Below are 22,355 nucleotides of genomic sequence, written 5' to 3'. Positions count from 1 at the left end.
CATTTCTATTTTTTTGAAATTAATTTCTAGAATATTTGCTAATACATTTTTTGTAAAACTTTTTTTTAAATTTTGCTTTTTATTTATATTTTTTATAATATTATTAATTTAATATAACTAATAATTTAAATATTTATTTTGTTGAAGTTTAACAAAAAAATAAATATACTAATAATAAGTAGTAAGTTGAGATTACCTATTACTTTCTTACTTTAAATAATATATAAAAGGAGATTTATATGAATTACTTATCTGATTTACATACACATACAATAGTAAGCGGACATGCATATACGACACTAATGGAAAATATTGATTACTGTGCAAAGAATGGAATTAAAATATTAGGGACCTCTGAACATGCACCTTCAATGCCTGGTGCACCTCATTACTGGTATTTCGGAAATTTAAAAGTTCTTCCAAGAATTATTAATGATGTTATTATACTTAAAGGGTGTGAAGGAAATATATTAGATATAGATGGAAATATAGATTTACCTGAAGATGCCATGAAGTATTTAGATTATATGATTGCTTCATTCCATGAGCCAGTTTTTAAACCTAAAACAAAGGAAGAAAATACTATAGCAATTTTAAATGTTATGGATAAATACGAAAAAGTTGAAATATTAGGTCACCTTGGAAATCCTAATTATGCTCTTGACTATGATGCAATTATAAAAAAAGCAAAAGAAAAAAATATAATGGTTGAAATAAATAATAGCTCTCTATCTGGATCATCTAGAGTTGGAAGTGATGTTAACTGTGAAAAAATAGCTCTTCTTTGCAAAGAATACGGAGCGAAAGTAATTTTAACATCTGATGCTCACATAAACAGTAAAATAGGTGATTTTACGAAAGGTATAGAATTATTTGAAAAAATATCTATGCCTGAAGAACTTATTATGAATGAGCCTGATAAGTTAATAGGTCATCTAAAATCTAAGGGTAGATTGATAGATTTAGAGTATTAGAATTATATGGGGCTGTCGCACTAAAAATTTTATACACAATATATTGTTTTTATAATTAAAAATTAACACAATATATTGTAGTATTTATTCTTAATGCGATAGCCCCACTTTAATGTAATATTCTATTAATTCCTTTATTATAGTAAATATAATCCTAATAATTTTATGGTATTTTCAAGTGCTTTTACATGCGTTCTTTCCATACCATGAGAAGCATGAACACCTGGTCCTATAAGGGCTCCTCTTATATCATTTCCTGCTCTTAAAGCAGCACTTACATCTGAACCATACATTGGATATATATCTACAGCATAACTTAAATTATTTTCTTTAGCTAAGTTAATTAACTCAGTAGTCATATTATAGTCATAAGGTCCGCTTGAATCTTTTGCGCATATTGATACATCATACTCTGTGCAAGATAAATCATCTCCTATACATCCCATATCAACTGCAATCATTTCACTAATATCACTTGGAATGGAAGCTGAACCATGACCAACTTCTTCATATGTTGAGATTACAATTTTCACAGTGTATTTAGGTTTTAAATTTTCTCTATGCATCATTTCTAGTAATGCAATTATTGCTGCTACACTACCTTTATCATCAATAAATCTTGATTTTATAAATCCACTTTCAGTAATAGTAGTCTTTGGATCAATAAATATAAAATCTCCTGGAGCAATTCCTAATGCTAAAACATCCTCCTTATTTTTTACTATTTCATCAATTCTAACTTCCATGTTTTTTTCATCTCTAGTTTTACTTTTGCTATCTTCAAAAACATGTGCCGCTGGACTAGTACTTAAAAAAGTACCTGTATAAATTTTTCCGTCTCTCGTTCTTATTTTACAATACTCACTATCTAATGTTGGTACTATAGGTCCTCCTAATATTGTGAACTTTAATTACATTGTCAACTATATATTACATGAATTTTTTAAATTCTTCTTCTATATTGTCTAATGATTCTTTTCTTATTAATTTACCTACTTGAAAACTTAAATAGTGCAAGTCGGTTATCAAACATCTTATCTGTCCTTCGTCATTAACAGTTATCCATTTTAAATGTTTATTTATAAATTCATCCTTTGTCATATTTTTAGTTATATTATCTTTAAATTCTAACATAGTATCTTTTAGCTTTTCAACTCGCTTAATTTCTAAATCAATTTCTTCATTAGTTTGAGATAGTCTTTTATTTTCCATTTTAAGATTATTAAGTTCCAATTCAAGTGAACATTTTTCCGAATTTAAAATCTCTTCTGATATAGTGCTTGTTATATATAACTTGACTAATTTTCCTAACTGTTCATTTAAACTATCTATTTTCTTGTTATTAACTTCTATTTCTTTAGTTGAATCATTGTCCTTAGATAAATTTAATTCTTTTATTCTCTTATCAATACTTCTAAATAAAACCTTATTTAACGTCCCCTCTACGGCTTTTCTGTATCCATCTCCCAAATACTCTTTTATTGAGTTATCTATAGTATCTAAATAAATATTCTTAGCATCACAATATTTAACACCTTTCTTTTTCTTAGTAGTGCAATTGTAATAAACTCTTCTTGTACAACTATTAATATTTCTGCTATAGTTAGCACCACATTTGTGACACTTTATCTTACCTGAAAACTCTGTATATCCTAGATTTACTCCTCTTTTTGCGCTGCTATTACTAAAACTCTTAATTTGTTTTTGTGCTAACTCATAAGTTTCTTTAGAAATTATTTGTGGTACTTTATCAGATTCGTTTATAATCCACTCTTTTTCATCTTTCAACTTTACAGAATTATTCCCAAACAAACCAGTACAATCATACTTATTTCTAACAACTACACCTGTATAGATTGGATTTCTCACTATATTATGCACACTAGACTCTGACCAATTTCTATTATTTCTTGTCTTATAGTTTAATTCATTTAATCTCTTTGCTATTCTTCTATTGCCTAACTTCTCTTCAGTTTTTAATTTATAAATAAATCTAACTATTTCTGCTTCTTCTTCAATTATTTCTAGATAATCGTCAACTCTTTTATAGCCATAATTGTTGAAGCTCCTTAGATGTCCTTTCTTTGCGGTTATTAGATTACCCGACCTAACACGTTGACTAATAGTTTCACTCTCTTGTTGTGCTAACGATGAATGAATAGATAATAAAAATTCACTTGCCATATCTTCGGTTGATATATTTTCTGCTTCAAAGACACAATAAACGCCTTTTTCTTTTAACTCTCTAACAATAGTAATTGCATCTAATATATTTCTACTAAAACGAGATATACTTCTACAGTAAATATATTTAAAAAGTGGATCTCTATCACTTCTCATCACAACCAATTTTTCTTCTTTTTTATTCTTAACTATTGTAAAATCTAGTCCAGCATCGGTTAGCATTTTTTTAAATCCATCTCTATCTACAGAAGTTGCAGATTCTCTATCAGAATAAATTTTTTCTATTCCTAACTCTTCTGCCCTAAATTGTTGGTTATTAATAGAAGATGTTTGTTGATCTTGTTCTGTACTAACTCTTCCATAATAAACTTTATTCCATCTCATTTTCTCCACCTCGCTTTACATAACATTATACCACAATTGAAAAAAATAAGGACTAGTAATCGTCAATTTTGACAAAAACTAATCCTTTTAAAATTCCTGTTTTATTATTTTAATATGCTCACAATATATTTGAATTGCGTACTAAAAAATACCGCATATTCTTTTTGAATAATACGGTATTTTCATCGTTTATTATTTTAATTTGCCTTTATAACATTTTAAAATTATTAGTAGAATCTACTCTATAAATTATAATTTAACTAAATGTATTCCTATAATTACTTATGAAACCAACTTTCAGCATCAGATACATTATAATGTATCTGCAATTCTGAGATCGAATATGTAAGAATGTTGTTCTTGAAAAATGGCTCTTCTCTATAAAATTCTTGGACAATCTGCTCAGTTTCTGCTTTTAATACAGTGACAGAGGCACTCATATCACTTTTTAATGATGAAAATAGAACTTTCCCCTCTTTCATTAACAATTCTGTGTAATCCTGATGTTCCTGCATCATTTTTTCCGTCATTTTTTCTGGATGTGTGACAATTCCTTCAATCAAAAAATATTTCATATTTTAATTCTCCTAAATTTACCGAGTAGTTTAATAATCAACTAACTCATATTTTATAAGTTAATTATAGCATATTTTATAATACTGTATTATTCAACTTTCAAAGATTATTTAGTTCACAATTATATTCAAATTGTTCTTTAAAAACATTTTAATCCATTACTATCATTTACGAGTATAGTAGATAAAAGTATACTTACTTTAACTCTTCTATTAACTTATCTAACTTAACATTTATAGATCCAACTAAATTACTATTAGTTTTTACTAATTCTGCATTTGTTTCTGTTAATTTATCACAAGTAGTTTTAATTTGTTTCCACATTTGCCATAAGATAAATGCTAGCCCACAAGTACAGGCTATTGGAAAACCAACATTATTAATAAAATTACTCCATTCAACCATTACTTACACCTCCTTAGTTAATACTTATTTCAATATTCATCGTCATTTCTCTATCTGTTTCTATAATAAATCTATTTTTACTTTCTTCTGTTATTGCATAATCGCCAAACCCTTTTTTAGCTATTCCGACTATTGTATAACTTCTTCCTTGATATTCGTTAGGTATATTTAATACAATCCTATTATCTTTGCTATTTATATCTTTATAAATATATCTAATATTATCTGTACTATTAGTTTCTAATGTACTAACTTCTGCTACTGTTCTAGTCTCAGTATTGGCATATGTATTTACTATATTAGCATTTTTAATAGCTCCACTATTAAAATTCCAATTTCCATAAGCATTAATTGCACAACCAGAACTATCATCCGATTCATTGATATATAGTCTTATCAAATTTTGAGTTCCTTTTCTATACCCTAATAAAATTCCATTATCTCCACACAACAGTAATTTTCCTTCTGTTGTATTATAAACCTGATGTGGACTATTGGAATCATTGGAAGTTATATTTATATTATTATTTATCCATAAAGGAGCATACATATTAATACCTTTTTTATACGAATTTCCATCAAAAGTTTGATCACTACTCCAACAGTCAAAGAAGTTATATTGTTTATCTCCCGAAGTCCAACCTTGAGTTAAGTCTTCCTTAGCTATGTGCGAAAATCTAATAAAGTCTGCATATAATGGCATTGCAAAAGTTATTCCATTAAGGTCTCTATTTGCATCAAAATAAGAAATTCCCATTCTAAGCATTTGCTCTTTTTTTCTCCAATCTTGAAATGTAATTCCTCCAGAGCCCATAGAAACGAACTGGTCTCCGTTTTGACTTTTAACTGTTCCAATCAATTGAGCCTCACCAGAATCTAAATTAATCCAACTTTCTCCATTTAAACTCTTTAGGATTCCTGCATTTATTAACATTGCATTTATTCCTTCACAAGTTAATTCATTAAGAACCAACTTACCATCCATAGTTAATGCTGTATTATATTCACCATTATAGCCCGTTAAACTATGACCTAAACCATTAATATTCCAACGCCAAACCTTAGTAGCAGTATTTTTATCAGCAGTATCCATTATCAATATTTCATTTTTATTTACAACTACAAAACCATTTATACCAGCATTTATTAAATCTGTAGCTTCTTTTTTTGCTTTACTTAATACATTTTCAAAACTTTCTGGTAGTTTGTTTATCTCTTTAATTATCTCTACAATAGAAGTTGGTTTAAATTTAGATAAATCTATATTAGATAATTGCATTTCTATAACTTTCTGCCTTAATACATCATACCTTTTACTTATGACTCTAACCTTAACATTAATATCTAATTTTTCTTCATAAACATTTACTGTATCACCTATATAAACACGCTCCAACATAGCATATTTTTTATATTCTTCTGTTTTAGCTAAACCTACAAAATCAATTCTATATTTTGCTTGTAATTCATCAACATGCTTTTCCGTAAACTCTAATGTAGCTCTACGAATTAATTCTGCTTGTAACTCCTCTAATGTTGCATACCCAACTTCTCCTTCTTCACAATCTTCTTGTAGTTTAACATCATCATATTTTATAGTAATAGTTTTAACTCTAGCATATTTATCTATATTCCCACTTTGAACATATCCATCAATAGTATGTCCATTATAAGCCACTGGTTTTATCCTTGTAACAACATTATCCATATTGGTTTCTGCTTCAAACGAAGTTAAATTTTTACCACGTCTAACCTGAAACCCTCTATCTTCTCCTATTCTTTTATTAATAATAGTTATATATCCACGTCTTTGAATTTCTCCACCCCATCTATTAATAAAAGACTGATCACAATCAAACAAAGCTTCATATAAATTTTTATCCTGATAATATGCTGTACTTATTGTATCTATATCACTAGAAAACTCCAAATCCCTTGCATAGTTACGATTTTCTATATATTCATTCGAATTCTTTAACATCCATTGTAAACAAGAATGTCCATTTTGATTTATTGAACGAACATCCTTTAATTGTGTTGCAAGTTGATCCTGTATTGTAATTTGCCTTGCAAATACTGTTATATTCCATTTATTTTTTATAATATTTACTATTCTAAATTCTTCATAGCCATAATCCAATTTTACCTTTAATATTGCTTCTTCTTGTACGCTTCTCCAAACCCCATCATCATCCACCAAAAATATTGCATCTAATTCATATATACCATTTTCCTCGTTTGTTTCTGATTTTACACATATATTATCTAATACAAAATCACCAACATTTTTTAAAACTTTTGATTTAGGAGTATTCTTATCAAATAAGGCTATTTTAATATCTTTATTCATTTAGCCAAACCTCCTCTAAGTTAAACTCTTGTCTATAACATATAATTACTTTAGTAAATCCATTAGATGAAATTTTGATTTCATTTATCCCTTCTAATAAAGTTAAATATGTACCATTAAACTTACTATATATGTTCTTATCATTACTTTTAATATACTCATTCTTAGAGTTAACATAAATATTATCAAACATCTCTATCCCTTCAAATGTAGTTATTTTACCAGTTGTAATATTTTCAATTGTAATTCTTGTTGCATTCTCATCTTTTAGTTTTACTCCTAGTTCTGTCTCTAGTTTTAAACCCCTTATATTACTTTTATTATTAATATTAATTGTTTTTTCATTGTTACTAACAACCACTTGATTAATCATTTTACTGCTAAGAGCATTGGGATATAATCTAACAATTAAATCTATATATCCATTATTTTCTGTCCACATGAATTTTCTTCTTTTAAATATAGCATTATAACAATAAAGTCCTACTTCTAAACATTTATAATCTTCTTCGAATAACCAACTATTAATTGTGTCTATTTCTAATTTACTAAACTTAACAGTTTCTCCTGTAATTTTATTTACTTTTTTAATCCTTATAAACTTTTCTTTATATTTTTCAGAAACCTTTAATTCTTCTCCTTCTATATCATCTAACTTCTCTATAATCAAACTACTAGTTAAATCATAGCCCCATTGTTTACTATCTCTTCCATTAAACTTAAAATACATTTCCTATCTTCCCCTTTCAGCTTTTATAAAAAAATAAGATAAGAAACGTTTGTCCCTTATCTATATAAATTAATAAATTTAATATTTGTTTTTACTACATTATTATTAACTACAATTTCATTATCTCCTCTAATCAATCGAGGAAATTTCCCTATCATGTCTATTGTTTTATTGTTATAGTTTTCATCTACACATGCCATAAATTCACTATCAATTATTACTTTATTACTTACATTTTCTATTATTGTGCTTTCTCCATTAATACTAATTTCTAAATTTCCATTTCCATATAACTCAATCAAAGGTTCAACATCAAAATGTCCTGTATTTATTATAATTTTCTCATTTTCTAAAAATGTATATGAAGAAGGTTTAAGATCTTTCATAAAAGGCTCACATACAAAAGTTACATCAAATTCTCCATATAACTTCACCTCTTTAGAAATATCTCCTATAATTACTCTTTTTACACTAAAACATCTATCTTTTCTGTTATAAAAAAGTCTATTATCTGTAAAATTTAATAACCATTCTTCAGCATCATCAACTTTGCTCCAAAATAATTCATTATCATATAATTTAAATGAAAATGTAATACTTCTATCCTTATATGCACCTTTTTTAACAGTTAAATTCCCATTCCTTCCTTCAACCTCAACTTCTTCTACTTCCTCGTTTATTTTAGGAATGGTAGGATATTCGGAAATAAACAGACCATAATTAGTACAATATTCATTATTAAAAAATAACTCACACTCTTCTTCTTTTAAAGTATGTACATTCTTACCTCTTATATAATCAAATCTTGTATATCTTGTATTTGGATTATTCATTATCATTTTTATATCACCTACCTTTTTAGAGAAGGGGAAATTCCCCTTCTAATAACTTAATCTTGGATTTCTAAAATCGTAGTTATTCCACTCATCTTTACAATATGCTGTTGCTCTTAAAAATTCACGTCCATCAATTTCCAAATATAAAGGTCTACTACTATATTTCATAAACATAGCTTCTATCTCCTTATAAAATGGTTTTAGTGGTAACACTGCTTCTGCTTGTCTTCCCTTTCCATTATTTGCATCACCCACACCTATATTGCCTATAATTGTAGGTTTAGTAAATATACCACCGGTACTATACCAATCTACATCAAATTTAGGAACAGAAGGTGGTGCTAAACTAAATTTTCCTGAAACTGATAAATGGGGAAGTTTAATTTTGGGTAACTCCCAACTAAAATTAAAGAAACTTTTTATTTTATCAATTGCACTTTTTACCGCATCTTTAGCACTATTTATTTTATCTGTTATTCCTTGCTTTATTTCATTGAATTTATTTAATGCTTTTGATGCCATATCTGATACTCCATTTACAACAGAATCTTTAGCAGAATTAAAAACACTTACAGTTTTATCCCATAGCCCAATCCAAAAGTTCCTAAATCCTTCACATTTATTCCATAAAACTATAAATACAGCTACAACAGCCATTATCCCTGCTATAATCCATGTTACTGGACTAGCTAGCCAAGCTAAATTTAACCCTGTTTGTGCAACTGTAGCTCCTTCCGTAACTGCTGTTCCTATACCCATTGCTGAACTTAATACACCCCAAGCTGAACTAACAGAATTTATTAAATCGCTCATAAACATTACGCCTTTTAATATTGTATAAGCTCCTACAAGTCCCATAACAACTGTTGTTATCATAGTAATCTTATTCCAAGTATCTTCACCAAATACAGTCGTAATAGCCTCTTTTAAGCTATCTAATATACCTTTTCCTTCATCTAAATTAGCACTAAAATTATCTGCTAAATCTATTATCAAAGGCATATATTTAATGATTTTTTCAAATAATGGTTGTATTATTTTCTGAGATATATTTACCACATTGTCTTGTATAGTTGATAACATACCGCTGAAAGTTTTACTTTGCTTTTCCATCGCTCCCTCAGTAGTAGATGCGATAGAATTAATAGCTTCATTATAAATATCGGCAGTTATTTTTCCTTGCCCTGCCATATTCTTAACTTCTGCTACACTAACTCCCATAACTTCTGCCAATCCCTTGAAAATAGGTATACCTCTATCCTGTAATATGTTTAAATCTTCAGTATAGGCAACTTGAGCCATTTGTACTTGAGAGTATTGTCTTACCATTTCTTTTAAACTGTCCTCTTGAATACCAAACGCTGATCCCATATTACCGAATTTAGTCAATTGGTCAAATAAGTTCTGACCTTCAAACCCCGCATTATGTAATTGCTTTGCCATGGTATCTACACCAGTTTTACTAAATGGAGTAGTCGCCGCATACTTAGTAATATCTTCTAGCATATTCTTTGCATCCTCTTCTGTACCTAATAACGTAGTCCAAGCAACTTGAGATGTTTCTAAACTTGCATTAGATTTAATACCCAACGCTATCATTCCTGACGCTAATCCTGCTACTGCCGTTGCACCAATTTTAGCCCATTTATCTACAACTTTTAACCCTGATTGAGCCATTTTCCCTAGTCCTGAAAATCTACCTGATGCACTATCAGTACTATCTTCTATATTTTCCAAACTATCTCTTGTTTCTTCACTCTGCCTATCTACTTGTTGCAATCCAGACATAACATCATTTATATCTAATTCTATGCTACTACTTAGTCTAAATACATCAGACATTTATTTTGCCTCCTTTCTTTTAAGAACTTATAAATGCACCTTGTTTTTTAAATTTATCTAACAACTTTTTATTATCTAACTCTGTTTTTACGTAGTCAGTTTTTCCACCTGGTGCTTTTCTAGATTCTTTTATATAATCTAAATAACTCATTCCTTTACCATCGAATTGCATTAGTAAATTATCAAATAAATATCTTTGATAAGTCCTAGAATCCATATATTCAATAAAGACACCTTCTATAATAGAAAGTGCCTCCTCTAAATCCATATTTGCAATATATTCGTAGCAACCATTTTTAAAAAGTATTCCTATTAGATTATTTCCTAACTTTTCTACCTGATTGCTAATTTGAGCAAACCCATAACAGTTTTACTTTGTCCTACCTTCTTTATTTGCTCAATAGTTTCATCTAATTCTTGTGACTCAATTTCTTTAGCTGTTTTACCATATATTCCAGCTAGACATTTATAAACTTCTTTTTCTGCCTGTGGCAATCTTGTCATGAAATCATACATAATATCAACGCCAATTTTGCCCATCTCTCTATTACATTCAATATTTACCTTTTCAAATTCTTCTTTGAAATCCTTATTTTCTATAAATATTTTTTCAGTAATTTCTTTCTTTTTATCTTCAGATAAATTATTATATTCCTCTAAACCAACTTCTTTAATTATTAATCTTCTTAGATCTGTAAACTTACTTTCTTTTCTATTATTTAATGTTATATATGTTTCTATAGCATTAGAAATATCCTCTTTTAATCCTAGTTTGTTTACTATTCTTAAAACATCCATACCTTCCCTTGTAGTTATTTTAACTTCATTATTTTCTATCATATATATCAATCTCCTTTATTATCAAAATTTAAAAATTACTTTATTAATCTTCTAGTCTTCCTTTAACTTAGAAGACTAAATTAAATAATTTAAAAAGAGACTAGATAAAAATCCAATCTCTTAAACTTTAAACTTCCTTTAATGTACAAATTTCGTAAGGCACTTTATTTAAATTTTCTTTATCGTATGCACTGGCAAACTCTAACTTACAGCTACCATCATCAGAACCTTTTGTTTCTAAAGATAAGTTACTATTATATGCATTATGTAATATAATAAGTTGTGCTTTTTCTGTAGCTTTATTTGTTGCTACCATCACTACATCTTTATAAGAATTAATAATTCCTTCTTCTACTTTATATACATCATATTTAGTTGAACTATTTTCTTGTTTCTTATATAAAGAAGCTTCTAATAATTTAGAATTAACTAATCTTCCAGTTCCACTTATCTTACCTTCAGCTCTTACAACTGTCTCATAACCTTTTACTCTTTTTTCATTAAATCCTGCTAATTGAGTTGAAAAAATCTCTTTTTCCTCTTCAAAATTAACCCCATCATCTGTTAAAAGTAATAGGTTAGTATCTATTAACTTACTTGTAATTTCAGTATCTAAACTAGATACATCGAAGGAATCTACTAAATATATTAACCCTGATCCAAATGCAGTATTTTTATGTACTGTTTCTGCACTCATTAAAACACTTCCTTTCTTAATATTTATAAATTTTATAACTTAAAGTAACCATCGACTGTTTATTTTCTAAATCATCAAATGTCATGAAATATACATTGCTTCTAATTACCTTAGAATTGCAATTTTTTATCCAACAGTTCTTTAATAATTTATCAACATCAACAGCCTTTGCTTGTACTTTTATTTTATTCATTAAACTACTAACTACTTCAATTTCTAGAATTATAGAATCTTTATATGCTAAATCCTCTATATTCTTCAAGCTATAATTAATGTAGATATTATTTAAATAATCTAATTCATTATCATTTTCATCTGTTGTAGGTAAATAATCCAAATAAACATTATCGCTACAACTAGAAATTACTTTATATAACTCTTCTTGTAATAATTCCATTACTTACCTACCTTTCTTAAATGTTTCTTTAATATTTCTTGTGCTTCAGAACTAAATCCTCGCATAGTTCCTCTCATCCAACCCTTAGATTTATTTCTAAATTCTGTGTAAGGTGCATAATCTAAAGAACTACCAAATGTAATAATATATTTACTTGATGTGTTAGCTTTTTTAAATGTAAGGCTTCTTCTAAGAAAACCTTCCTTAACTGGCGAATTACTTTGTAACTCCGCTGTTCCTGTAATCCCAATTTCATTAATAGCATTCTCACACGCTTCTAAAAACTGTCTTTTTATTTCATCTATGTTATTTATTAATTCTGCCATTCTACATCAACTTCCTTAACTGCATAAATAGAATAATCATCCCATTCAACTCTAGCCTCTATTTCATACGCTTCATTATTGTAAATAAGAATATCTCCAACCTTACATTTAATATCTGCATATATTTCTTTAGTAGACTTTAAATCTTCTCCCCATTCTTTTATAAGCTTACTTTTTGTTAATGGTTGTACATCCGCAAGAAATAGCTTATCTTTTTCATAATTCTCTACAAGTTGTCCCACATTGTTTTTAACTTTAGTTTTTATAGTAGTATAAACTTCTTTATCATAAAACCACATAATCCACCTACCATACCATATAATTTTTAGGAGTTGGTAACAATGATTTTACATTATCACTTAACTTGCCTATACCTGTATTTTTATATGTAACACTTCGAGAACCTTGACTCATAGAAGATATATTAGAAGGCTGTTTTAATTTTTCCCTTTCTTCCTCTATAGCGACCATTACTGCCTCTTGGAAATTCATTTCTATATATACATCATCATATTTATCATTATTTAAATAGTTTTGAATAGCTTTTACAACTATAGATTTTATTTGCTCATCCGTTAAATTCATAATCTAACCTCCTATAATTTAAAGTTAGGGTAGGAGATAACCCCTAACCCTTATATGATTAAGCCTCTTTGTAACAAGCAAAAACACCATTTACTTTATTATCTAAAACCCAAATATCGTGATACTTTCTGTAGTCAAAAGAATATCCGTCGCCTTCTTGATTAACTGATGGGTCAAAAACTCTTATCTTATCTGTTTTACATACCGCGATTGGAACTTCTCTTGCAACTAATAAGAAGTTTAATGTCTTAGCATCTTCAGCTTTAGAAAATCCTCCCTCTTCTTCATCAGAAATATCAAATTTTGAATACATCTTATCAGAAGTTAAAGGTAAAATAGGACATCCATCTAAACTTGGAACTTCAGTATCAACTCCTCCTGCACTAAATGTTACAGCAGATAATTGTCCAGCCATAGCCTTTTCTAATTGATTTTTAACTTCATATGTACAATGAATTACAATTTCTCCTACGAAACCTTTATCTCTTAATACAGTAATACCATCTTTTATAGCATCTACTATAGTAGTTTTACCAGGTGTATAAGATGCCTTTACATTGTTAGCAGTAATAGCAACTTGAGCTAATGCTCCTATTCTTATAGCATCAACCTCTGGAACTACTTTTTCTCTTTGGAATTCTCCCATAACAGTTCCAGCAGTTGCAACAAAATTAGTTTCATTAACATCCATTGAATCTAAGTAGAAACTAGTTCCTCTATCATAAGTCATTGATTTAGTTTCATATTCTAAAGTAACTTTACCTTTCTTATATCCTGAGTTTCTATCGTAATTTCTTAAACCTGTTAATGTCATTTTAGGAATCTTTACTTCCTTACCACCATTGTAAATAACTTGTCCAGCATTCTCCTCCATCCAAGAAGTTTGTGCAGTTTGCACCATTGCCTTATCTAAATTTGTTTGAAATAATGTTGAATACGCTAATGTATTTGCCATAAATTAATTCCTTCTTTCTTTATAAAATATTGTAGGCTTTTTATTCTTTACCCCCTATAAGTCAACCTTTTAAAAAAGGGCATAATAAAAACAACCTACACATGTCATATATATCGTTTCAATAACATCGTGTGGTTGTTTACTTAATTCCTAATATTTTCTTTAATATTTCTTCATCCCTATTTAAATTGCTTGCTCCATTACTTGGTGGAATGTACTCATTATTATTTAATATTTCATTAGTTTTTGCATTAATTGAGTTTTCAATAATACTATTAATTTTATCTACATTAGAATTAAATATTTCCTCATCTTCATTAAATACAAAATCAATTAATTCAGCATTTAATCCTTTTTCTGAAAGTGATTTAGTGTATTTACCTTTTAATTCAGATATTGACTTTTCTTTTTCTAATGCTTCAAACTTAGCTTGTAACTCCTTTAACTGTATCGCCTCTTCACTCAATCCTTCATTAGATTTTTTCTTAAGCTCTTCATCAATTAACTTTTGTAAATTGTTACTTTTAAAAGTTTCAATCCCCTTAGTAACTGCTCTATCTTTCTCGCTAGCATAATATCCTCTAATTTCTTTATTATCAGCTATAGCCTTCTTAAAATCTTCTAATGTAATTTCGTTTACATCAAAAGGCTTAATTAAACCTTTTATTTCTTCTTGTTCCTTTAGAGTATCTAACACGTCTGTTTCATCCTCTAAGCCTTCTATTAACTTTAATAAATCTATTTTTTTCATATAACTCCTTTCGCCTTTAGAGTTCTCTTCCTCTAAAGTCTATATATTATTTTCTTTTTTCCACTCTTTATAATTTGCATATGTGATATGTTCTTTAGTTTCATTATCCATACGCTTTTTAGGTCTCCATTCTTTCGAGGGTATAGAAACTAAACAACTTCTACATCCTACATGTGTTCTTGTAGGTGGTGTTGGTTTATTATTATCATTTATATCATAAACATTTCCATCTAAAGCCCTACATATCTCACTTGTCTTCTGATCTAATGTAGCCATGAATAATTGGTATTCTACACCATAATCCTTTGACCACTCTTCATTTACTTCAGACTGAACTCTAGCAGTTTCATTGGTTATTAATCTTCTAGTATTAAAAGAATTCTGATTAAATCTATTCTTTACCACCTTAGAAATTTCATTTATAGAAGTTTTACCCTCTAAAAAATCCTTAATTTCTTTTTGAAGTATTTTCGATAAATCATTTTTATTGCTCCAAAGCCTATCAGAATAATTCTTGCCCTGTACAGTATCTTTAATAATCCTGTCTAGTGCTTTTGAATTAATCTTTTTTAATGTGAAATCCATACCTAGTGCAAGATTAAAACAATTCATATAAAACTTATCTTCTGCTATCTTCTTCAACAAATTGTCCATTCCTTGTTTTTCTATCTTATTTTGCTCTTTAAAAGTTTCATTTACTTCATTACCTAACCTTTCATTTAATATCTTCTTCTCTTCATTAGATAAATCCATAAATTCATTTGTAACTTTATATTCTAATATGATACTAGCTATGTTTTGTAATAACTTGTCCCTTTGCTCTTTATGTAAAGCAAATAGTTTTTTGATTTCTTTATCTGATAAATTAAAAAGTATTTCATTTATTTTTATAGTGTTATTAACAAACTCAATCTGATTCTTATTCAGCTTCATCTATTCCACCTTCTTTATCAAGATCAATAAATCCTTCCATAGACTTTTTATTTTCCTCATCTATTTTTAACTGCTCTGAAACTGGATTACTTACAGATGCTAACCAACTTCTCTTTGTCTCATTAGATACAACATCATGTGGTATTTTAGATATTCTATCTGCAATCCTATCCTCATCGACTGGAACGTTGGGAGTAAACTTAATCTCAATTAAATTGACATCATATTTCTTCCCCTTAGTCATGGCCAAGTAATTAAACATACATTGTAATCTTATTCTTAAAATATTTTCAAATGCTTTTGCATTATTGCTACATTTACTTTCTAAACTCTGTAATCTACTTCTTAATGCAACACCCGATAAATTACTTTGAAGCTTTTCATTAGAATCTATGTGTGATGTTAATACATACATTAAATCCTTAATATCATTTCGGGTATTCCTTATAAATGCATCATTAATATTTTTTATCAACCATTCTGCATCTGGTTTACTTTCTCCCTCTCCATTAAGATACATTATTATGTTATTTCTTAAGATAGGTTCTTTTTTCTTACCTGTAGGATTTCCTTTTTCATCTAACTCATCCTCTAATGCAATATTAAATACTTTTAAAATAGCATTTCTTATATCCGAAACTTCGCTTGCAGAATCCCCCAAATTTGTTTCAAAAGCATCTTGGAGAGTTTTTATAGTTCTATAGATAGTCTTATCACCTTCTATATATCCTCTATCATCATTATAAGAATTACCTCCAATCATACCAATTCCAACCGGAACTATCCCAAAGAAATGTGGTGTAGGCTTCGATATTTCTTTAAAACTAGAATCAAAATGATATATGTTTCTATTAGTATACACATCTATGTATTCTTTAGTATCGAATTTCTTCTTATATATATGTAAGAAACAAACTGGATCATCATCTTCATCCAAAAACATATAGCCATTTAATGGAGTTACTGTTTTACTTTTAAATTTCCCATTCTTCCTATAATTTATTTCATAGCATACTCCATATTTGATTAATTCTATTCCTAAGTTAATATCATAATCGGCTTTATATCCAGATAGTATGTAGTCTATATCGTTAATGACCTCTCTATTGTTATCTTTAGATGTATATGTAATCTTATTTCCAAAAGAATAACTAGCCTCTTCATCTACCAATTTCTGTATAAAGTTTGTTCGTGGCTTTAAATTACTTCTACCTGGCATTGGTTTAAAATTAGCTAAACTATCTGTATTACCATAGTAATAAGCGTTTATTTTATCGTAATACTGTAACTTCTTAGAGTAAACACCATGACATAACCTTACTAAACCAATTAAACTATTTTCATTCATATCTTCTCTCCTTTCTTATGCATATAAATCTGTTATAGAGCCTATTGTTAAAGTTCCATAACTTCTCTTCTTTCCAATCTTATCCATGATACTATATCTTAAAGCATCCAATCCATGATTGTATTTATCAATAGGTTTATTTATATATTCATTTGTAGCCTTGTCCTTAATCCATGTGTAGTTCTTTAATTCTTCTTGTATCATCTTACAATTAGGATGTACTATAATTTCATATTGCTGTATTAATTGGATACCATTTATAATACTATCCTTACCTTTTGTAGCTCCTACAACTCTTTTACAACCTAATCTCTTTAACTCTTCAATAGATTTAGGCTCACTTGAATCACAAACTATTCTTTCACCTACAACATGTTTTTCAGTATACATCTTGAATATATCTTCATTAGTCATATGTGTTTCAAAATGTTCATCATATATATAAAGCTTCTTATCAACTTCATCTATTACCGAACAAATTAAAGTTGTATAATCATTTGTATAACCAAAGTCAGTGCCAAATATTGCATATGTATTTCTATTACCTTTTAATAACTCAAGATAATCAAAACCTTCCACTCTCCAGTTGGTATATACTAATTTATCTAAAGTTGCAAATTCACCTAAAGCATAAATTTTATAATATACATTATTAGTCTTTTCCATCTCTAATAAATTATCTATATAAGACTGTGGTAAAAACTTATTATCTTTATATGTAGTATGTAAAACACTTGTATTGGATTTATTATATGTAGCATTTTCTGCAAACCATCTCTTATAAACCCAGTTACTCTTAGATATAGGGTTAAAAGATACAAAAACCTGATTATATGGGTTTTTAGACCTTAATCTTAAACAAAGTTGGTCAAAATCAAAGTCATCTATTTCAGTACATTCTTCCACCCAAATATCATCTATATTTGCAATAGACTTAATACGCTCTGGATCATCTAATCCTTTCATAATAAACTGACTTCCATTAGGTAATTCTATCGTTAAATCTGTTTTATTAATTTTACATTGATCATATATCTGCCAATCGCTTATTATGGATTTAAATAAAGCAAAGCATGAATCTTTAAGTGTATTATTTACTTTTCTTATAATAAGACATTTTCTATTAGGATATTTTAAATATTTGTACAATAGTTTTTGAGTTACAAAAACAGATTTTCCACTACCACTACCACCATAATAAACTTCAAATCTTTTATCATATGTAGACAGATAAGGTAAATAGACTTCGTTGAATATCTTTTTACTTATTTTTATTGCAGTATTAGCTATAATCTTCACCCCTTTATAATAAATTTCTATAATAAAAAAGAACCGTATTACTACGATTCCATGTCATTTTCATATTCCTTTACTCTTCTATAAAATGTGTTAGGCTTTAAACTTAATAATTCCATAGCCTTTTTAGCTGTAATATCTCCAGCTTTCCACTGTTTATATATATTTTCAAATTCATTACCTACTTTAATTTTTTGTCTACCTTTATATTTACCTTCAGCTTTAGCTATTGCTATACCTTCTGCTTGACGGTCTAAAATATACTCTCTTTCTAATTCTGCCATAGCTCCAAATACTGTTAACATAAACTTACCGGATGCTGTATTAGTATCAATAGCCTCTTTTTTACTAATAAATTTTATACCTTTTTCCTCTAATTGTTCTACTAATGTTAATAAATCTTTTGTATTTCTTGCAAATCTAGAAATTGATTCTACTATTACTACATCTCCCTCTCTTGCAAACTCTAACATTGCTTTAAGTTGAGGTCTATTAGTATCTTTTCCACTTAACTTATCTATATATAACTTTTCAACTTGTAATTCTTGCATTAACACTTCTTGTCTTGCTGTATTTTGCTCTTTTGAACTAACTCTTATATAACCTATTTTCATATCAATTACCCCTTTTTATTGAAAAAAATATTTTGTTAAGGCGTTAAAGCCAAATCTCCCTCTAAATTTAGAAGGCATGCCCTATCCCCTTACTAATATTATACTATCTATCATAAAAGTGTGTCAATAGAGTTATTGTGTTAAATTGAAATATTTCAAATATAACATTCTAACTCTATTGAAATGCAATTGATATAATTTAAAATATTTCATATGGATATATCCTATTGAAATACTATAAGAGAAATATTATATAACTAATCTTCTAATGTAACCTCAATAGTCTTATTAGTTTGCTCAATCTCTTGCTTATCTACCCAATTATAGTTGTTTTTAAGCGTAAATATAGTTCCTATTGGACTTCTACCATCATTTATAAGCCTATCCTCATATTGACCTTCAATATATTGTTTAGCCTTTTTGACAGTGTAACGAAAGGATTCTCTCATTTCATCACTACAATTTTTAAATCTTTCACCTTCAATCTCTCCCTCGTATCTCAATAAATCTTGCCTAGTTAAATCCAATCTATAAGCTAACATACTAACTGTAGGATACTTTCCTTCTTCTAAACATTCATTAAAATACTCATTTATTATCTCTTGCATTTGTTCTGGTGTTTCATATTTCCTTGGTCTTCCTGTATATTTTTTACTCATTTTATCACCTCCTAACTATTCATAAATTCACATTAATTATATTATTTTACTACTATATCCAACTTCAACTAAAATTCTATTGTCAATATCATTAAATACATTTGCAACAATACTAGTAATAATTCCATGCTTTTCAATATCAAATTCAATTGTTTCTCCAGGTAAAACAACAAACTTATCTTTTCCATTAATGATTAATTCAATATTATACAATAAATTTACTATCTTAACATAACAAGCTACATACCTGCATACTCCTACAATCGTATCATTGATTATATAATCCGGTAATAACTCTCCAGAACTTTTTTCATATCTAGTAACTCTTTCAGAAGTCATTATTAATGCACCTCCTTAAATTCTCTTATTTTATCCCTAACATATCTACTTTTTTCTAAATACTTCTTATAATCAATCCAGAAAATTTGATTTATTTCTTTATTACTTACAATATTTTTAAATATTTCTATCTGTTGTCTTATCTCTTCCGTGTCCTTAAACATAAAATAAATTATGCTATCTGTTTCTTCTAATCGCTCCTCTTTAAATCCAAGAGTTAATAAATATGCAATTTTAGTATTACTCTTTACTTTAATCATTTTCTTCACCCTTAATTTTTTTATAATATTCATCTAATAATTGTTTTCTTTTAGCTTTAAGCTTTTCAAAGTTGTCTATTTGCACTTTATTTACATTATCTTTACACTTATTTATAATAGCTGCTACCTCACGACCTTTATGTCCTGGAAAACTAAATAATACATTTTTATACTTTCTAGTCCCCACTTCTTTTATTATTATGTCTTCTATCTCAATTCCTTCTACATTAGATAACAACAATTGCATACTATAAAATCCCGTACAATATTTCTTTCTTTCCATGTTTCCTACCTCACTTTTCTTAAAATAAAAGAAGCACGATTAACGTACTTCTATCTTAGGAATATCTACATAAATTCCATTAAATAAATCTACATTTTCTTCTATAAATTTTAAATTCTCCAATAGTGCTTTAAACTCATCAGTATCTATATATTTTTTTATAACATCATCTTTTTCATCTGTATCCGTTATTTCTGTTTCACTTTTTTCACTTTTATTTTTTATTATATTAGCTAAATCCTTATTGGCCTCCTCTAACATCTCTATTTTATATAAAAGTTCAGAATTTTCTCTTCTTAATTCTTCTAATTCAGTTTTATCTTCAGGAGTTTCAACTTCTATATGTCCATAACAATCAATTATTAATTTATATCCATCACAATCTTCTATTACTAACTCTTCATATTCTTCCTCATATTCATTAACTTCTACTTCTGTATATTTGCTATTAAGATCCCATTCAAAATCTTTATATATTACTAAATTCTCGTCAAATCCTACCACTAAATCTTTATCTGATACTGTATTTCCTATTAAAAATCTACATAATTTAGAAAAATTATTATTCATATTCATCAATTCCCTTCTATCTTTTAATTTCCATTTTCTTAGCTAATTTAGCTTTTCTTTTTTCTCTTCTAGCTTCGTAAATTTTATCCACTATACTAAAAATAATAGCAGAACCAAAATAACCATAAGCTAGCCAAAAAGTTATAAATCCAATAATTTCATATAATTTTTCCATTCTAGTCACTTCTCCTTTATTTTTTATTCCCACTCTGCATTTACTAGGGCTTGTGACCTACCTTGGCTGCATTAAGAAAAACACCGCCATTTTTTTGACGATGCTAAAAGAGAATAATAATTTTATTGACTCCTTCCTTCTACTTTAACAGGAGTGTGCCAAAGACACATTTAAACAGGCAAGCTTAAAAAATTAACAAATTAAAGGAAATTAAGTAGAGTGTGCTTAATAAAAGGAGAGTTTACTTGCCTGCTTAAATTTATCTTCTTTTAGGGAGTAGGAGGCTAAGGAAGCCCCCAATGAACAAATTAGTAAAAATCCGCCTTTTTATATTGCGTTGTTGCGGTAACGCTTAAAGATTAAACTCTTACGAGCAGATACTTTGTACCTTTAATCTCAGCAAGTTTTTTAATTCTGGAGGAATCGGCAAGGAATGCCACTAGACTTGCAACTAGTTAAGTTTAAAAATTTACAAACTATACAACTCTTATTTTTTAAAGTGCTTTTAAGTTATGAAATTTTGCACTTGACATCACCCTCTCTTTACTAGTATAATAAGATTGGGTAAATATCAAAACTTTTCTTAAAAGAAAACGGATCACTCCGTCTTCTGCTAAAAGCTTTTAGGTCGCATATATTATACTGCATCGCCAATAGCAGTTGGCGTACTCAGAACTATATCCTTTCCTCTCCTTATATAGATTATACAAACGTCTCAAAAACGCCTATTTTCCTAGGTTTTAAAAGCTTAGTATAAATATTTTCTCAGATTTTTAGCATAGAAAAAAGACCAGGATATTAACCCTAGCCTTTAATTATTAACAACTATAATATGCTGAAACTCCGTCTGGAGATACCATTACCTTTCCTTCTAAATTAGGCATATATACATAATCATTTTTCATAAAAAACTTTATTGCACTGTTAATATGCCTTCTTTGAATACCTGATAGTTTATGTATTTCTTCTAATCCAAGCCATTTGTCTTCATTCTCAACTAAAACTCTCAAGACTTCTTTTTGAGTTAATTTTAAACCCATAAGTCT

Annotated in this window: 28 protein-coding genes and 1 pseudogene; 1 reads left to right on the top strand and 28 read right to left on the bottom strand. The window is 28.2% G+C overall.

Annotated elements, in window-relative coordinates:
- Positions 1-239: 239 nt before the first annotated feature.
- Entirely contained in the window at positions 240-974 is a 735-nt protein-coding gene (locus tag Q0Y03_RS01025) for a phosphatase (RefSeq protein ID WP_297712005.1), read from the top strand.
- A 137-nt stretch (positions 975-1,111) separates the two neighbouring features.
- Here the strand turns inward: Q0Y03_RS01025 and Q0Y03_RS01020 are convergent.
- The 28 genes and pseudogenes from Q0Y03_RS01020 to Q0Y03_RS00885 all read right to left on the bottom strand — a co-directional run.
- Positions 1,112-1,885, bottom strand: a pseudogene (locus tag Q0Y03_RS01020) (M42 family metallopeptidase); the annotation flags it as partial.
- A 19-nt stretch (positions 1,886-1,904) separates the two neighbouring features.
- Entirely contained in the window at positions 1,905-3,542 is a 1,638-nt protein-coding gene (locus tag Q0Y03_RS01015; protein WP_297712004.1) for a recombinase family protein, read from the bottom strand.
- A 278-nt stretch (positions 3,543-3,820) separates the two neighbouring features.
- Positions 3,821-4,117 (bottom strand): YciI family protein, encoded by a 297-nt coding sequence (locus tag Q0Y03_RS01010; protein WP_297712003.1) that lies wholly within the window; start codon positions 4,115-4,117, stop codon positions 3,821-3,823.
- A 196-nt stretch (positions 4,118-4,313) separates the two neighbouring features.
- A complete protein-coding gene (locus tag Q0Y03_RS01005; RefSeq protein ID WP_297712002.1) occupies positions 4,314-4,523 on the bottom strand; it encodes an iduronate sulfatase in 210 nt (69 codons plus the stop codon).
- A gap of 13 nt (positions 4,524-4,536) precedes the next feature.
- Complete coding sequence (locus tag Q0Y03_RS01000; protein ID WP_297712001.1) at positions 4,537-6,873, bottom strand: phage tail spike protein; 2,337 nt, start codon at positions 6,871-6,873, stop codon at positions 4,537-4,539.
- Positions 6,866-7,603, bottom strand: a complete 738-nt coding sequence (locus Q0Y03_RS00995) for a hypothetical protein (protein ID WP_297712000.1) — start codon at positions 7,601-7,603, stop codon at positions 6,866-6,868. Before Q0Y03_RS00995 ends, Q0Y03_RS01000 begins: the two co-directional genes overlap by 8 nt.
- 56 nt (positions 7,604-7,659) lie before the next feature.
- Entirely contained in the window at positions 7,660-8,442 is a 783-nt protein-coding gene (locus Q0Y03_RS00990; RefSeq protein ID WP_297711999.1) for a phage tail protein, read from the bottom strand.
- A 42-nt stretch (positions 8,443-8,484) separates the two neighbouring features.
- A complete protein-coding gene (locus tag Q0Y03_RS00985; RefSeq protein ID WP_297711998.1) occupies positions 8,485-10,281 on the bottom strand; it encodes a tape measure protein in 1,797 nt (598 codons plus the stop codon).
- 19 nt (positions 10,282-10,300) lie between these two features.
- Complete coding sequence (locus Q0Y03_RS00980; RefSeq protein ID WP_297711997.1) at positions 10,301-10,549, bottom strand: hypothetical protein; 249 nt, start codon at positions 10,547-10,549, stop codon at positions 10,301-10,303.
- Positions 10,550-10,614: 65 nt separating this feature from the next.
- Entirely contained in the window at positions 10,615-11,121 is a 507-nt protein-coding gene (locus tag Q0Y03_RS00975) for a hypothetical protein (protein WP_055291389.1), read from the bottom strand.
- 127 nt (positions 11,122-11,248) lie between these two features.
- A complete protein-coding gene (locus Q0Y03_RS00970) occupies positions 11,249-11,818 on the bottom strand; it encodes a hypothetical protein (RefSeq protein ID WP_297711996.1) in 570 nt (189 codons plus the stop codon).
- A 16-nt stretch (positions 11,819-11,834) separates the two neighbouring features.
- Positions 11,835-12,215: a hypothetical protein gene (locus tag Q0Y03_RS00965; protein WP_297711995.1), complete on the bottom strand. Its 381-nt coding sequence runs from the start codon at positions 12,213-12,215 to the stop codon at positions 11,835-11,837.
- Entirely contained in the window at positions 12,215-12,541 is a 327-nt protein-coding gene (locus tag Q0Y03_RS00960; RefSeq protein WP_297711994.1) for an HK97 gp10 family phage protein, read from the bottom strand. Before Q0Y03_RS00960 ends, Q0Y03_RS00965 begins: the two co-directional genes overlap by 1 nt.
- The gene (locus tag Q0Y03_RS00955) at positions 12,529-12,840 is read right to left on the bottom strand and encodes a hypothetical protein (RefSeq protein WP_297711993.1); all 312 of its coding nucleotides are present in this window, start codon (positions 12,838-12,840) and stop codon (positions 12,529-12,531) included. The genes Q0Y03_RS00960 and Q0Y03_RS00955 overlap by 13 nt, the downstream gene beginning before the upstream one ends.
- Positions 12,841-12,847: 7 nt before the next feature.
- Positions 12,848-13,126, bottom strand: coding sequence for a hypothetical protein (locus Q0Y03_RS00950; protein ID WP_297711992.1), 279 nt, complete (start codon positions 13,124-13,126; stop codon positions 12,848-12,850).
- A 58-nt stretch (positions 13,127-13,184) separates the two neighbouring features.
- Complete coding sequence (locus Q0Y03_RS00945) at positions 13,185-14,081, bottom strand: hypothetical protein (RefSeq protein ID WP_297711991.1); 897 nt, start codon at positions 14,079-14,081, stop codon at positions 13,185-13,187.
- Positions 14,082-14,220: 139 nt separating this feature from the next.
- A complete protein-coding gene (locus Q0Y03_RS00940) occupies positions 14,221-14,832 on the bottom strand; it encodes a DUF4355 domain-containing protein (RefSeq protein WP_297711990.1) in 612 nt (203 codons plus the stop codon).
- Between the two features lie 39 nt (positions 14,833-14,871).
- Positions 14,872-15,765 (bottom strand): minor capsid protein, encoded by an 894-nt coding sequence (locus Q0Y03_RS00935; protein ID WP_297711989.1) that lies wholly within the window; start codon positions 15,763-15,765, stop codon positions 14,872-14,874.
- Positions 15,752-17,113: a phage portal protein gene (locus Q0Y03_RS00930; protein WP_297711988.1), complete on the bottom strand. Its 1,362-nt coding sequence runs from the start codon at positions 17,111-17,113 to the stop codon at positions 15,752-15,754. The genes Q0Y03_RS00935 and Q0Y03_RS00930 overlap by 14 nt, the downstream gene beginning before the upstream one ends.
- Positions 17,114-17,128: 15 nt before the next feature.
- Complete coding sequence (locus Q0Y03_RS00925; RefSeq protein WP_297711987.1) at positions 17,129-18,412, bottom strand: PBSX family phage terminase large subunit; 1,284 nt, start codon at positions 18,410-18,412, stop codon at positions 17,129-17,131.
- 41 nt (positions 18,413-18,453) lie between these two features.
- Positions 18,454-19,023, bottom strand: coding sequence for a recombinase family protein (locus tag Q0Y03_RS00920; protein ID WP_297711986.1), 570 nt, complete (start codon positions 19,021-19,023; stop codon positions 18,454-18,456).
- A gap of 257 nt (positions 19,024-19,280) precedes the next feature.
- Positions 19,281-19,682 (bottom strand): terminase small subunit, encoded by a 402-nt coding sequence (locus Q0Y03_RS00915; protein ID WP_297711985.1) that lies wholly within the window; start codon positions 19,680-19,682, stop codon positions 19,281-19,283.
- Positions 19,683-19,718: 36 nt separating this feature from the next.
- Positions 19,719-20,021, bottom strand: coding sequence for a hypothetical protein (locus Q0Y03_RS00910; protein WP_297711984.1), 303 nt, complete (start codon positions 20,019-20,021; stop codon positions 19,719-19,721).
- 2 nt (positions 20,022-20,023) lie between these two features.
- The gene (locus Q0Y03_RS00905) at positions 20,024-20,281 is read right to left on the bottom strand and encodes a DUF5659 domain-containing protein (RefSeq protein ID WP_297711983.1); all 258 of its coding nucleotides are present in this window, start codon (positions 20,279-20,281) and stop codon (positions 20,024-20,026) included.
- Positions 20,274-20,564: a hypothetical protein gene (locus tag Q0Y03_RS00900; RefSeq protein WP_297711982.1), complete on the bottom strand. Its 291-nt coding sequence runs from the start codon at positions 20,562-20,564 to the stop codon at positions 20,274-20,276. The genes Q0Y03_RS00905 and Q0Y03_RS00900 overlap by 8 nt, the downstream gene beginning before the upstream one ends.
- Before the next feature lie 39 nt (positions 20,565-20,603).
- Positions 20,604-21,140, bottom strand: a complete 537-nt coding sequence (locus Q0Y03_RS00895) for a hypothetical protein (RefSeq protein ID WP_297711981.1) — start codon at positions 21,138-21,140, stop codon at positions 20,604-20,606.
- 10 nt (positions 21,141-21,150) lie between these two features.
- Positions 21,151-21,309: a hypothetical protein gene (locus tag Q0Y03_RS00890; RefSeq protein WP_297711980.1), complete on the bottom strand. Its 159-nt coding sequence runs from the start codon at positions 21,307-21,309 to the stop codon at positions 21,151-21,153.
- An 818-nt stretch (positions 21,310-22,127) separates the two neighbouring features.
- The gene (locus Q0Y03_RS00885; protein WP_297711979.1) at positions 22,128-22,349 is read right to left on the bottom strand and encodes a hypothetical protein; all 222 of its coding nucleotides are present in this window, start codon (positions 22,347-22,349) and stop codon (positions 22,128-22,130) included.
- Between the last annotated feature and the right edge of the window lie 6 nt (positions 22,350-22,355).

It is taken from the genome of Clostridium sp. (genome assembly GCF_026168755.1).
Taxonomy (GTDB): domain Bacteria; phylum Bacillota; class Clostridia; order Clostridiales; family Clostridiaceae; genus Clostridium.
This window is presented reverse-complemented; position numbering and strand designations above follow the sequence as displayed.